The sequence below is a fragment of the Pedobacter vanadiisoli genome (assembly GCF_042684385.1).
Classification (GTDB): Bacteria; Bacteroidota; Bacteroidia; order Sphingobacteriales; family Sphingobacteriaceae; genus Pedobacter; species Pedobacter vanadiisoli.
The window spans coordinates 255,318-270,218 of record NZ_JBHULL010000003.1 but is presented as its reverse complement, the minus strand read 5'-3'; the positions used below and the strand labels follow the sequence as shown (position 1 = coordinate 270,218).

Sequence of the window (14,901 nt, the reverse complement as noted above, 5' to 3'; positions counted from 1 at the left end):
AAGGCTTAGGGTTTAAAGGCAGATTAACATTTAAACGCTTTACATTAAACTTAATGCTATTATTTGTATGTAAGGTTTAGGGCATAGGGCTTAAGGTATAGGGTTTGGGCGTGTCACCTTAAACCCTTTACCCTAAGCCTTCCACCTTTATTCGTATTTAAGTGCTTTTACCGGGTTTGCCAAAGCGGCCCTTCGGGCCTGTATACTTACAGTTAAAACAGCAATGATGATTGAAATCACAGTAGCCAGAAAGAATGGGTATAATGGCAAATCTATACGGTACGCAAAACCATTGAGCCATTTTTTCACCACAATATAGGCAACAGGCCAGCTGATCAGGTTTGCAATGATTACCAGAACCAAAAAGGTTTTATTTAAAAGATTAACAATCTGAACATTAGAGGCACCTAAAATTTTTCTCATGGCAATTTCTTTTGTACGGCGTTTGGCTACAAAAGTAGATAATGCGAACAAACCGAGCAGCGAAAGCGAAACGGAAACGGTACTGAATAGCATAATCATATTGATGAAACGCCTATTATTTTCGAGCACTTTATCAAAAGCACTATCCAAAGTGGTGTATTCCATCGGGAAATCGGGATAAGCATGTTTCCATTCGGCTTTTATTTTTTCGATAATGGCAGCACTTTTATCGCTGTTCAACCTTACAATCAGGTTATTGGTAGACGACGTACCACCCAAATGGGTTACTTTGTAAAGTGTTGGCAGTACTTCTTTATCAAAGCCCTCATTATGATAATTTTTAATTACACCAATAATCTGAAAATTAAGCGTTCTATCCTGGTCGATGATTTTATAACTTTTACCGACCGGATTTTTATCGATCAGCTTTGCTGCCGCTTCGTTAAGCACCACAGTATTAACGGTATCCTGCTTATGTTCTTTTGAAAAAACACGCCCTTTTAAAAGTTTTACACCCAAGGCTGAAAGTGCATCCATGCTTATGGTTACCGTGTTGAGTGAAATTTTATTGCCATTATATTCTATCTCCTCCGGAACGTTAAATGCATTTCCCATTACCTGGGTTGTGGTAGCTACATACTTTACGCCAGGAATGCGTTTGATCTTCTCGGCAAGGTTTTGATCGTAGCCTGACCGAATATTGATAAGATTGCTCCGTTCGAAACCTAAATCCTTATTATAGAGATAATTGGTTTGCAGGTGCATTACACTAATGGCGATAATAAAGGTTACCGAAATGATAAACTGGAAAACCACGAGTATATTGCGCAAAATAACGCCTTTTAAACTGCCACTGTAATTCCCTTTTAATACCGATGCAGGATTGTAGTTAGACAGTATCCAGGCAGGGTAAAAACCGGCCAGCAAAGTTACCAGTGTAAAAAGGCCCAATAGTTGCAAAAGCATATTGAAAAGATGTGGATTATGCCAAAAACTGAGCTCAACATGAAATTGGGTGTTGAATGAGGGCAATAATATCTCAATCAATATCACAGACAGGAACAGGGCAACCATACTCTGCAATGCGCATTCTAACAAAAACTGACCTATTAATTGCTGTTTGTAGGCGCCCATTACCTTTTTAACCCCTACTTCTTTAGCACGTTGAACGGATTGGGCTGTTGCCAGGTTAACAAAATTGATAATAGATACCAGCAGGAGAAATACACAGATGGCCATTACAGGCTTTAATTTTTCAAGCCAGCTTATCTCAAACGGGCGGTTGCCGTGAACCTGAGCGAGTGGAAGTGCTTTTAATTCGAGGTATTTACCCTGGGTGAAATAACTCTTATACTCGATTTTTAAGAGCGGAGCCGTTGATTTTTTGTAATCGACATAAACCTTTTTAAGGGTCTGGTTTAAAAGCTCAGGGTCGGCACCTTCATTTACCCGTACATAAACCTGGCAATAATTGCTATTACTTGGGTTATCAGGATCTTTATCCTTGTTTCCTGTACGCATAATGGCAGTAAAACCTGCGGTTTCGGGTGTTTTAGGATCTTCCACCACCCCGGTTACGGTTAAATCTGTACCTTCATCTCCCTGCCAGGCAACTACTTTGATCACTTTACCCAAAGCATTATCTTCGCCAAATAACTGTTTGGCCAGACTTTGTTTTAACACAACCGATTTCGGCGCACTCAATGCCTTACTTTCGTTTCCCTGCAAAAACTTATACTTAAAAACGCGGAAGAAACTGCTATCCGCATCTTTCATCCTGTTAACAGTAATGGGATCGGTCTTGCCCACCCTAACAGAATTACCAGTCCTAAAATCCCAATCTTGATCTACTTTCGTAACTGCAATTACCTGTGGAATCTTCTGGCGGATGAGATTCGCTACCCGGCTTTCATTCGATTCCTGCAGATGTTCCTTATTATCAGGTGTAAAAAAACTATGGCGTTCCCTGATCTGATAAACATTTTTAAGCGCCGGATCCCAGGTATCATAGCTTTCTTCATGGTTAATGTATAACAGCATTAACACAAAAGCCGTTAAGCCAATGGCCAAACCGCCGATATTGATGGCGGCATAAATTTTGTTTTTAAACAGGTTGCGCAGTGCAATTTTTAAATTCAGTTTAAACATACGGGTTAAGGTTTAAGGTATAAGGTTTAGGGCGTCGGCGCACTGACCTTACACCGCTATTCATATTTAAGTGCATCTATTGTATTGGCGTTTGCCGCTTTATAAGAGCGGAAGCTTACAGTAATGAGGGTAATCAGCATGGAAATAAACATGGCCATGGCAAATGGCCAAAGGCTTATATCAATGCGGTAGGCAAAGCCCGAAAGCCATTTTGAAACAAACAGGTAAGCCATTGGCCATGCTACCATATTTGCAATAAATACCATTAATAAAAACGATCCATTAAGCATTTTAACCAACTGTAAGGTAGACGCGCCCAAAACCTTACGGATGGCTACTTCTCTGGTGCGTTGCATGGCCACGAAAGAAATCAGACCGAACAAACCTATAAACGAGATGAAAATGATTACGCAGGCAAACACCTTAAACAATACTCCCATGATGTGTTCACTTTCATAGTAGCCTTTTATGCGATCATCAACAAACTCTGCATGATAAATATTGTCAGGGAAGGTGCTGTTCCATAAAGCTTCTATCTGGTTCATGGAAGACAGAAGCTGCTTACCTTCGAGCTTTATTGCAGCCTGCCAATATTGATTTCTACCTGCAGAAATGGCCAGACCTGATATTTCCTCTTTTAACGATTTATCATTATAATCCTTCACCACCCCTACAATGGGAATATTAATACCCGTGGCATTGATCATTTTACCAAGGGCATCTTCAGGGTTCATGATGCCTACCTTTTTAAGAAAGGTTTCGTTAACCACATAACCATTGGCTGTATCACTCTTCATAAAGACCTTCCCAGCAATAATTTTTAAATTGAAAAGCTTAAAATAATTTTCGTCGGCCTTACAGGTCCTTACCTCAAAATCTTTATTTTTCGTTCCATTAAAAGTAAAATTGGTAGAGTTTATATCCTGAGATAGTGGTGGCGACTGGCAGTAACTCAACAATTGTACACCAGGTATTTTTAAAACCCTTTCCTTAAAAATGTTATGCTTGTCTTGACTCGGCACTCCTACCATGACTACGGCTACAGAATTAAAACCCAGAGGTTTCTGCTGCAGGTAGTCCATTTGATTTACAATTACTATAGTGGTAATGATGAGTATAACGGTAATTGTAAACTGTACAATGACCAAAATTTTACGCAGACTTAAACTATTATTGTTCAGGGCGACTTTGTTTTTTATTGCCAATGCCGGATTGAAGCCCGATATGATCATAGCGGGGTAAAAACCTGCCAGAAAACCTACAAATACCACCAGTAAAAGCATAAACAAAAAAATGACCGGATGCCCAAATAAACTGAAACTGATCTGATTTTTAAAGATGTTCTGCATAGCAGGTATGGCCAGCTCGCTGATGATACAAGCAATTAATAGCGAAATTAAGACCAATACAACGGTTTCGGTTAAAAACTGTATAATAAGCTGCTTGCGCTTGCCCCCCATCACTTTACGTACGCCCACTTCTTTTGACCGGTTAACGGCTTGAGCCGTATTTAAATTGATAAAGTTGATACAGGCAGTACAGATCAAAAATAATCCGATAATGGCAAGACCATAAATCTGGCCTTTAGCAATTGTTGAGTTAGCGAAATTATCGTAGCGTTCATCAAAATGGATTTCTTTCAAAGCCTGAAGCCTGTTTACCTGGTTTCCTTCAATCTTTTTATCTTCATAATATTTTTTATTGAATCTCGCCATCGCTCCATCAAGATCCGATTTGTTCAGCCCTTTTTTAAGCAAAACATAACTGCTTAAACTGGAATTAATACAATCCCAACAATTTCGGCTAGTATAATAATTAAATAAATTCTGGTAGGCAATCACTATTTTAATGGGAAAGCTGCTGTTCTGCGGCATATCCTGAAACACCCCTGTAACACTTAAATGTATTTTGGCGCCTACCGTAATACTTTTACCTATTGCATTCTGTATGCTGCCAAAATATTTAATGGCCATTGCTTCTGAAAGCGTAACACTATTGGGCGATTTTAATGCTTCAGATGCTTTGCTATACTTCCATTTGATATTTATTACCTCAAAAAAATCGGGTTCGGCAAAATATAGGTCTTCGTGGCTTTTTAAAATTTCCCTGCCCATATTATCCTTAACATGTACGACATCACCCCATTTTGCAATTGCACCTATCTTTTCTATACCTGCTATTTCATTTCTGGCTGCAGCGGTAAAAGGTATCGGAACGCCCGCAGAGAAATCATCAAATGCCTTATATTTCCAATCGGTAACAACACGGTAAATCCGGTCAGCATTTTTATAACCTTCATCGAAACTAAGCTGAAAGCGGATAAAAATAAAAATGAGGATGCAACTGGCCATGCCGATCGATAAACCAAGTATATTGATCAAGGTATAACCTTTGTTTTTCCAAAGGTTTCGCCAGGCGATTTTTAAGTTTAATCTGAACATAGTTTTTATAGGTTTAGCGTAGCGTATGTGATGTTAGTCGTTTTAATTGCCAAGGGCCAAAAGTTATCCGTAATCTTATTCGTACTTCAAAGCATCAATTGTATTGGCAACCGCAGCCCTGTACGAGCGGATACTTACCGTAATGAGTGTTATCGTCATCGAGATGATCATCGCTGAAATAAAAGGCCATACATTCACATCGATACGGTAGCTGAAAGTAGCCAGCCATTTGGAAACAAACAGGTAAGCTAAAGGCCATGCAACCAAATTGGCTATAAAAACCATCAGCAGAAATGAACCGTTTAACATTTTAACCAGTTCGATGGTAGATGCTCCCAATACCTTCCGGATGGCTACTTCGCGGGTACGTTGAGTAGCCACGAAAGAGATCAATCCAAATAGACCGATAAAGGAAATAAAGATAATTACCCCTGCAAAAACCTTAAAAAGGGCTCCCATTATTTTTTCCGTCTGATAATAGCTGCTGATTTTATCGTCCATAAAATTAGATCCGTATACATACTCGGGCAATAACTTGTTCCAGGTTTTTTCTATCGCCTGCATAGCTGGCAGTATACTTTTGCGATCGAGCTTTATTGCAATAGTGGTATAAGATTCTTTGTCGCTATTTAAAATAATTGGCGAAATAGGCTCGTGCAGGCTTTTATTGTTAAAATCTTTAACCACACCAACAATAATTCCTGTTTTACCGCGTACCCTAATGGTTTTACCAATGGCTTCATTATAATTAACCACATTCAGTTTTTTCAACAGGGTTTCGTTCACCACAAAATCTTTAACGGTATCACTTTTAGCTAAACCCTTGCCCGCAATAATTTCTAAACCAAATGTTTTAAAATAATTTTCATCTCCGGTTTTGGTATTGGCCTGAAAATTTGCCTGAACGGTGCTATTATATTTAAAATTATATTCATCGTTAAAATCTGACGATGGGGCAGCACTACAATAGCTGCTCGATAATACCCCAGGGACTTTATTGAGCTGATCTTGCAGGGTATGGTAGCGGGTAATCGCCATGCTATCAGAAGGTACATCAATCAAAGCAACAGCCGTTGGCACAAAACCAAGTGGTTTCTCGCGCAGGTACCTCATCTGCCTCAGCACCACCAAAGTACCGATAATGAGCATAATGGTAATAGCAAACTGCACAACAACAAGGATTTTCCGTAAACTTAACCCCGCAGCATTTGCTGTAATTTTATTTTTTATGGCCAGCGCCGGACTATAGCCAGACATCACCATAGCAGGATAAAAGCCGGCCAGAAAGCTAACCACTATCACTAAAACAAGAATAAATACAAGTATAATAGGATGCTCGATAATGCTAAAAGAAATGTGATCTTTAAATAAACTTTGCATGCCTGGTAGTGCAACTTCGGTTAAAACACAGCCTAGCAACAATGACAGTACCGTTATGATTAGCGTTTCGGTTAAGAACTGAATAATTAATTGCCTGCGCAAGCTGCCCATTACCTTCCGTACACCTACTTCCTTACTCCTGCTTACTGCTTGGGCAGTGGCGAGGTTAATGAAGTTGATACAAGCAGTTAGCAATAAGAAAACACCGATAATAGCCAACCCATAGAGTTCTTTTTTGGAAATTACTTTGTTTGCAAAATTACCCAGTGCTTCGTTATAGTGAATATCCCTTAATGGCTGAAAACGGTGGCCTTCTTTTGAAATATTACCTTTCTGATAGTATTTGTTAATAAACTGCGGGATGCTTTTATTTACATCCTCGATAGAAACACCGTCTTTTAGCAGTACATAACACTCGGATGATGAGGAAACCGATGACCAATTGGTTAACGATGGTCCGGCCTGTTTTTCGAAAGTTTTGTAAGAAATGATAATTTTAAGAGGAAATGAACTGTTTTCGGGTGTTTTTTCTATAATCCCGGTTACTTTAAGTTCTAATTCGTTCTTAAAACTAATGCTTTGGCCAACGGCTTTATGCCAATCACCAAAAAGTTTATTGGCCATTTCATCAGATAAAACAACGGTATTGGGTTGACTTAATGATTGACGGGGATTTCCTTCCAGCCATTTGAAATTAAATATTTCGAAAAAATCAGGCTCTGCGTAATGTACATCCTCAGCAGTTTTGATGCCTTCTTTTCCCAACGCATCTTTTACCTTAATTATTCCTCCGCCGCCCTGAATAGCGGCAACTTTATCAAATTGTTGACGAAAATCGTTCCGCATAGCCGGAGGAAGCGGTTTAGCCGTACCAGGTGATTCGAAAAAGCTATCGGGAGCAGTCCAGCTGGTTATTACCCTGTAAATACGGCTTTCGTTTTTAAAATTCTCATCAAAACTGAGTTGATAACGGATAAAAATAAAAATGAGGATGCAACTGGCCATGCCGATTGATAAACCAAGTATATTGATCAGGGTATAACCTTTGTTTTTCCAAAGGTTTCGCCAGGCGATTTTTAAGTTTAATCTGAACATATTTTTGAGGTTGAGGGTTGAAAGGTTGAGGGGCTAGGCGGTTAAACTTTCTACCCTAATACCTTCGTCTTTCCCGTCTTTATTCGTATTTAAGTGCACCAACAGGATTTGCTTTAACAGCGCTGTTTGCCTGCAGGCTTACCGTAATAATGGTTAATAAAATAGTTAAACCGGCACTCATTGCAAATGGTAAAAGCGGTAGATCTATACGATAGGCAAAGGTTTCGAGCCACTTTTTTGTTAAAATATAAGCCAACGGGCATGAAATGACATTGGCAGTGACCACCATAGCGAAGAACGTGCTATTGATCAGCCTGAAAATCTGCAGATTGCTTGCACCCAGAATTTTCCTTACGGCAATTTCCTTGATCTTGCTGTTCGTAATGTATTTTGCAAAGGCAAACAGACCGAGCAGTGCAATAAAAATGGTAAGCAGCGCTGCGGCAAAAAATACCGACTGTAACTGTTCCTGTTTTTTAAACAAGCGACCATACATTTCATCCAAAAACTGGTAGCGAAAATTATCGCCATCCAATTTATTGATTTCAGGCCACTGCGATTTAAGCGTGCTCAATACTTCCGACATCTTACTTTCTTCTATCTTCAGCATAATTTCTGTTTTGGGGTTTCCACAGGGATCGTTTATCGAATAAATGGTAGGTTCAACGGTTTTTTCGAAACCTAGTGTTTTATAATCTTTTATTATTCCCACAATTTTATACTCTTTATTCTGACAGCCACTAATGGATTTACCTATCGGATGGGTTAAACCATATTTGGCTACAGCAGCTTCATTTAGTATAGCAGAATTTACAGTATCGGTTTTAAATTCCCTCGAAAAAGTCCTTCCTTCTTTAAGCCTGATGTTCAGTGTTTCGAAATAATCAAAGTCGACATCCGTAAAAGTCAGACTTTGTGCTTTGCCATCAACAGTATAACTGTTTTTACCTCCATCGGAACCGTCGGGCACCACGTTGGCTACTGTAACTGATTTTACCCCTGGGATTTTTGCTATCCTATTCCGTATCGGATCAAATTTATCGGGTGATGCGAAATAAGCAAGATTTTTAATGTACACTACCTGCTCAGGTTTAAAGCCAACATCCTGAGTACGCATATATTTTAACTGTGAACTGATGATTAACAAACCTGTAATAAAAATAACCGCAATACTGAATTGAAACACCAGTAAACCATTCTGCAGCCAAAAACTTTGTTTGCTCTTTTGAAAATTACCTTTTAACACAAGGGCAGGTTTAAAGCCGGATAAAACCATTGCCGGATACACACCTGCAATAAGGGTAATGAAAATCAAAATTAAGGGCAGTTGCCATAAAAGTGCGCTATTGGCGGTCCAAATGGAGAGATTTACCTTAAACAGGTTATTAAACCTTGGCAAAATAATTTCAGCTATAATCAGTCCTAAAACAGTGGCGACGAAACACTGGATAAGTATTTCGGTTAAAAACTGAAACGAAAGTTGAAAACGGTAGGCACCCATTACTTTTTTAACGCCAACCTCTTTGGCTCTTTTGGCGGCCTGAGCAATGCTAAGGTTGGTAAAATTGATACAGGCAATCACCAGAATCAAAATACCCAATACCGATAAAGCCACCAGTACCTTGTAGCCGGTGTCGGTACCTGCCTTTGGTTTTAGGTGCAGGTTTTTCAGGGGATCGAGAAATGTCGTAGTTCTTTTAAGAGTCTCATTATTAGGATCCTGACCAGCTTTTATCATTTCTCTTTTATAAATGGCATTCACTTTTGCCTCAAGTGCCTCGATATCCGTTCCAGGCCTTACCTGGATATAGGTATTATAGTTATTATACCCATACCCTTCCCCCAACCCCATCTCTTTTACTACCGAAACAGCATCGAAAGCAATATTGGAGTGAGGATCGGCGTAAACGCTACCGCTCAATTTAGCGGTCATGCCAGAAGACCTGCTGCCAAGACCGACTAGCTCTGGCGCACCAATTTTATTATTGGGAAAAAGGGTTTTATAATTTTCGTTGCTCAGGTAAAACAGGTTTTGGGTAGTACTTTCGGGTTTAACCAAACCGCTACTGAGTTTAATGTTAAACATTTTTGCTGCATCATAATCGAGGTACAAGCATTTACTCAAAAAAACCACACCATTTTTACTCGTAACGGGTATCTCGAAAAAGCTCATTTTCATGGTTCCAACCGAAAGCACTTCTGGAACCTCAGCTTTAATTGTTTTACCCAATGGCGGAGAGGTATAATTGGTTTTTAAATCAGGTAAATTCCTCCCGATGATGTAAATTTCGTTGTAATTAGGATTTGCCTTGTCGAAACCTGTTTCGAAAGTAAAATACATGGTAACCATAATGAACGCGGCCAGTGCAATGGCTAAACCACCAATATTTATTGCGGTGATTACCTTGTTCCGCCAGAGGTTACGGAGTGCGATTTTCAAATTTAATCTAAACATAAGGCTTAGGGTTTAGGGTGTAGAGTTTAAGGTCTGGGCGTATTAACCTTACGCCCTAAACCTTTTAGCCTTCCACCTTATTCATATTTAAGTGCATCTACAGCATTGGCTTTGGCTACTTTAAAAGTTTGCAGGCTAACCGTTAACAGGGCAATTATTACCGATGTTAACAACGCCAATAGAAAAGGCCATTGATTAACCGTAATTTTATAATCGTATTTCTCGAGCCATTTGGCAAGCATAATGTAAGCCACCGGTATAGCAATAATGTTGGAGATGATCACCAGTTTCATAAAGTCTTTGTTTAATAAGATCAGGATGTCTGAAAGATTGGCACCCAGTACTTTTCGGATACTGATCTCTTTACTACGCTGCTCGGCGGTGTAGAGCGCTAAACCCAGCAAACCAAGGCAGGAAATAAAAATAGCAAAGCCACCAAAAATGTTCGAAAGCGCACTGAGCAGCCGCTCACTGCGGAGTTTCTCTGCCATACCCTGACTCACCATTTTTACTTCAATCGGGTAGGCAGGATTTAAATTCTGACTGATTGCTTTAATTTTATCAATAGAGCCAGAGAGTGATCTTTTAGGATTAAGTTTAAGCAACAGCACCTTACTGGTTTTAACATTATAGTAGTAAACCGTTGGTTGTATTTTCGAAGCCAGCGATTCGTTAGAATAATCCTGTACCACACCTATAACTTTAAGTGGTGGATTATCGCCCCAGCGAATAATGGTACCAACAGGATTTTTTAATCCCATAATTTTAACAGCGCTTTGGTTAAGCAAAAGTGATGTTGAGGTATCAGCCGAAAATGTAGGTTCAAAATCCCTTCCCTCGATAATTTTCACACCTATAGTTTTGGCAAAATTGAAACCCGTACTTCGGTAATTGATGATGGATACATCATTTTTGGGTTTACCCGGCCATTCGATGTCGCCGGTGATCGAACCACCTTTGGTAAAAGAACCAGCGTATTCGGTTGCGGCTATTATTGCCCCGGCTCTTTCGAGTTCGTTTTTAAAAGTCTGCAATTTCTCCGGCTTTGTCCACTCGCCTTCCAGGTCTATCTGTGCCAATGCAGTTTCATCAAAACCCAAGGGTTTATTTTTAAGGTGCTGGATCTGGCTGTAAATTACAATGGCCGAAATAATCATACAGATAGAAAGAGTAAACTGCACCACTACTAAAGTTTTGCGGATAGATAAAGAACCTGTACTCCCTTTAAAACCTTTCAATACCTTTACAGGAATAAACGACGAGAGGTAAAATGCCGGATAACTGCCCGCAAGCAGTCCGGTAAACAATACCATAAACAGCAGTACTGCCCAAAATACAATCGAACTATAGTTTATATTGATCGAGATATCGAGCAGGTTGTTAAAATAAGGTAAGGTAACTTCGAGCAAGGTAAAAGCAATGAGCATGGCCAAAAACGACAACAGCAACGATTCAACCATAAATTGCCCCATGATGGTATTACGGGTAGATCCTAAGGCTTTACGGACACCGACTTCCCTGGCCCGTTTTTCTGATTTCGCTGTAGAAAGGTTCATGTAATTGATGCAGGCAATAAACAACACGCAAACGGCCAGAAATACAAACAACCTTAACTGATCTATTTTCCCTCCAACTGCTTTGCCGTTATCGAAATCATCGTATAAATGGAATTTGCTCAATGGGAAAAGAAAAGGCTCGTAAGTCATTTGTTTTAAATCGGGTTCTTTATTTACAATAAAGTGTTTTAAAGCTGCATTTGTAGCTTCCAATGAGGCATTATCTTTTAGCTGAAATAAGGTTAAACAGGTAATGGTACCCCAACCATATTCTTTTTCAGAAGGATTTTCCTGCTCCAAAAAAGCCCAGGGCTGAAGCAGATCGTACTGCATCGTCTGATTTTTAGGCAGGTCTTCGATAACAGCACTCACTTTTAAATTAACCCGGTTATCGTACTTAATAAGTTGCCCAACCGGATTTTCATCACCAAACAGTTTTTTAGCTGTTGATTGGCTGATCAGCACATCATTCGGTTCGCTTAATGCGGTGTTCGGATTACCATAAATAAATTTATGATCAAGGATTTTCAGGAAATCGGGATCAACGTTCATTCCCGATAATTTAAAATTGTGCTGGTTATGACTATAGAGTTTCTGGCCGTTATTCATCGATATCCGTGCAGCACTTTTAATACCTGGTAATGCTGAAACTCCGGCCTTGGCCAGTTTATTGGGCACCGCCATTGTGGTAGCCAGTTTGCCGTTAAATTTCAGATTCAACGCCGCAAAATATACCTTATCGGCATTTTTATAGTGCTTATCAAAGCTCCATTCGTAATATACATACAGTAGCAACATTAAACAACAGGCCATGCCGATTGCCAGGCCACCAACATTAATTAAAGTAAAGCCCTTGTTTTTCCAAAGGTTACGTAAAGCTATTTTTAGGTTTAATCTGAACATAAGGTGTAGGTTTAGGGTTTAAGGTATGGGGCTTTAGGTTCGGGCGCCTTAACCTTACGCCCTCAACCTTCTAACCTTTCACCTTATTCGTATTTAAGTGCATTAACAGGATTTGCATGAGCGGTTTTATAAGCCTGAAAACTAACAGTAATCAATGCAATCAATAATGTTCCCAGTCCGGCTAGTGGCATAATCCACCACGATATATTGGTATGGAATTCAAATTTCATCAGCCATTTGTTCATCAAAAAGTAGCTTAACGGAATTGCAATCACGATCGATACCAAAATCATCTTAACAAAAGAGAAAGATAACAACTGCATCAGGTTGAATAACGAAGCGCCCAATACCTTACGCACTCCAAACTCTTTTGTTCTTTGCTCTGCATTGTAAGCCACCAGGCCAAAAAGCCCCAAACAGGAAACAAAAATGGCCAGACCACCGAAAAGATTAGATAGGATACCCAGCGTTTTTTCGGCATTGTACTTTTCGGCATATATGTTGTTCAGGAAATTAATCTCGAGGGGATAAGCCGGGTTTAAAGCTTTGGTTATCCTGCTGATGGTTTCTATATTACGCTGAATACTGTTATTTTCGTTTAAACGCATGGTAATATTCCCCGTTTGTTTCTGATCAAAAAACACCACCATCGGGTTATTCGATTTGTAAGGAGAATCCCAAACATAATCGTCGAAAACACCTATGATATGGAATTTATCTCCAAAAATGGTAACGGTTCTGCCTACCGGATTTTTATATCCAAAAACCTTAACAGCTGAAGCACTTACCATCACAGCACTGGTATCGGATGCGAATTTTTCTGAAAAATCCCTGCCGCTGGTTAATTTGATGCCATTAGTTTTGATAAAATCGTAAGTGGTGATTACCTGGTTGAACAATTGGTTGTTGGTGGCCTTCAACATTCCCTCCCATTCGATACCTGCAAAATTACGGCCGTGATGTGATAAACTTACCGACGATTGGAACATTGAACTAACCGCTCCGGATTTCAGCAATTGTGTGCGCAACAGTTCATATTTGGTTTTGAGCTCGCCATCCTGTGGCATTTCTACGAGCGCATTTACATCAAATCCTACCGGCCTGTTTTTAATATACTGAATCTGTTTATAAATCACCAATGTGGAAATAATCAGGATGATGGCAAAACAGAACTGTCCCACTACCAAAACCTGTCTTAAACTAACAGAAAAGAGACCTTTTGATTTAATCTTCTTATTTAATGTTTGAATAGGATTAAAAGACGAAAGGTAAAAGGCAGGATAACTGCCGGCAATTAAACCTGTTGCCAGTACGATCCCTAAAATACCCATCCAGCTGCTGCCATTGAAATACGAGATGTCCAGTTTAATGTTCAACAGGTTGTTAAAAGCTGGCAAAAAGATTTCGAGAAGGGCAATGGCAAAAATCACCGCAATAAAAGTGAGCACCATCGATTCGGTTAAGAACTGAACAATCAGCGAGCTGCGGTTAGCACCAATGGTTTTTTTTATCCCTACTTCTTTTGCACGTTTTTCTGATTTGGCAGTTGCCATATTCATAAAATTGATGCAGGCAATCAACAGGATTCCGAAAGCCAGTCCAACAAACAGGTAAATCTGTTCTATTGCACCGCCAACACTTTTACCATCTTCAAATTTACCGTATAAGTGTAATTTGGCCAATGGAAACAATACCTGCGATTGCTGGTTATTGGTGTTATTCTTTTTTTCGATCTGATTTATTTTTTGGTTAACCAGGTTTAAATCTACACCGCTTTTTAACATCACAAGTGTGATAAAACTATAATTGCTCCAGTTAAGGTCTTTCGCGCCGCGGTCAATCGATTCGTATAAACTCCATGGCATTAAATAATCAAATTTATTTGAGCTGTTATCAGGCTGATCTTCAATCACCCCTGTAATATTCAGGTCAATCTGGTCTTTAAAACGCACAATCCTGTTCAGTACATCGGTGCTTCCGAACAATACTTTAGCAGTTGATTCGGTCACAATAACCGAATTTGGATGATTTAAAGCAGTATTGGCATTGCCCTGGATAAAATGATAATCGTACATTTTAAGAATGTCGGGTTCAGCGAATTTGGATTGGCGTTTGAATGCATTCTGTCCGTTGGCAATTAAATTTTTGCCGCCGTAATCCATTCTTGCCATATACCTGAGCTCTGGCAAACCCTGCTTAATTGCCGGGCCAAATGCCGTAGTTGATCCCTCAAATGTTCCTGAAATTTTGCCGTTATCGCCGGGAATATTGGTCATTGCGGTATAAACATCGGCCGAATTTTTGGCCTGTTTATCAAAGTTCCATTCGTACGTAACATACAACAGCAACGTTAAACAGGCAGCCAAACCGATGGCTAAGCCCACTACATTAATAAATGAGCTTACTTTGTTTTTCCAAAGGTTGCGCAGTGCGATTTTTAAGTTTAATCTAAACATTAGGTTTAAGGTTTAGGGTATAGGGTTTAGGGTTTTGGCGTATT

The 14,901-nt window shown here is 39.6% G+C and carries 6 protein-coding genes; all 6 read right to left on the bottom strand.

All coding sequences use genetic code 11. The features are described 5' to 3' along the window. Positions 1 to 147: 147 nt before the first annotated feature. Complete coding sequence (locus ACFSR6_RS02200; protein ID WP_379074330.1) at positions 148 to 2,571, bottom strand: ABC transporter permease; 2,424 nt, start codon at positions 2,569 to 2,571, stop codon at positions 148 to 150. Between the two features lie 56 nt (positions 2,572 to 2,627). Further along, positions 2,628 to 5,012: an ABC transporter permease gene (locus ACFSR6_RS02195; protein ID WP_379074327.1), complete on the bottom strand. Its 2,385-nt coding sequence runs from the start codon at positions 5,010 to 5,012 to the stop codon at positions 2,628 to 2,630. A gap of 75 nt (positions 5,013 to 5,087) precedes the next feature. Then, positions 5,088 to 7,487 (bottom strand): ABC transporter permease, encoded by a 2,400-nt coding sequence (locus ACFSR6_RS02190; RefSeq protein WP_379074324.1) that lies wholly within the window; start codon positions 7,485 to 7,487, stop codon positions 5,088 to 5,090. A 79-nt stretch (positions 7,488 to 7,566) separates the two neighbouring features. Continuing rightward, on the bottom strand, positions 7,567 to 9,942 hold the full coding sequence (locus tag ACFSR6_RS02185) for an ABC transporter permease (protein ID WP_379074321.1): 2,376 nt from the start codon (positions 9,940 to 9,942) through the stop codon (positions 7,567 to 7,569). A gap of 77 nt (positions 9,943 to 10,019) precedes the next feature. Further along, positions 10,020 to 12,401: an ABC transporter permease gene (locus tag ACFSR6_RS02180; protein WP_379074318.1), complete on the bottom strand. Its 2,382-nt coding sequence runs from the start codon at positions 12,399 to 12,401 to the stop codon at positions 10,020 to 10,022. 83 nt (positions 12,402 to 12,484) lie between these two features. Then, a complete protein-coding gene (locus ACFSR6_RS02175) occupies positions 12,485 to 14,857 on the bottom strand; it encodes an ABC transporter permease (protein WP_379074316.1) in 2,373 nt (790 codons plus the stop codon). Positions 14,858 to 14,901 lie beyond the last annotated feature (44 nt).

Excerpts from the sequence above, each read along its gene's own strand:
- ACFSR6_RS02200 (WP_379074330.1), bottom strand. The coding sequence starts at position 2,571 with ATGTTTAAACTGAATTTAAAAATTGCACTGCGCAACCTGTTTAAAAAC.
- ACFSR6_RS02195 (WP_379074327.1), bottom strand. The coding sequence starts at position 5,012 with ATGTTCAGATTAAACTTAAAAATCGCCTGGCGAAACCTTTGGAAAAAC.
- ACFSR6_RS02190 (WP_379074324.1), bottom strand. The coding sequence starts at position 7,487 with ATGTTCAGATTAAACTTAAAAATCGCCTGGCGAAACCTTTGGAAAAAC.
- ACFSR6_RS02185 (WP_379074321.1), bottom strand. The coding sequence starts at position 9,942 with ATGTTTAGATTAAATTTGAAAATCGCACTCCGTAACCTCTGGCGGAAC.
- ACFSR6_RS02180 (WP_379074318.1), bottom strand. The coding sequence starts at position 12,401 with ATGTTCAGATTAAACCTAAAAATAGCTTTACGTAACCTTTGGAAAAAC.
- ACFSR6_RS02175 (WP_379074316.1), bottom strand. The coding sequence starts at position 14,857 with ATGTTTAGATTAAACTTAAAAATCGCACTGCGCAACCTTTGGAAAAAC.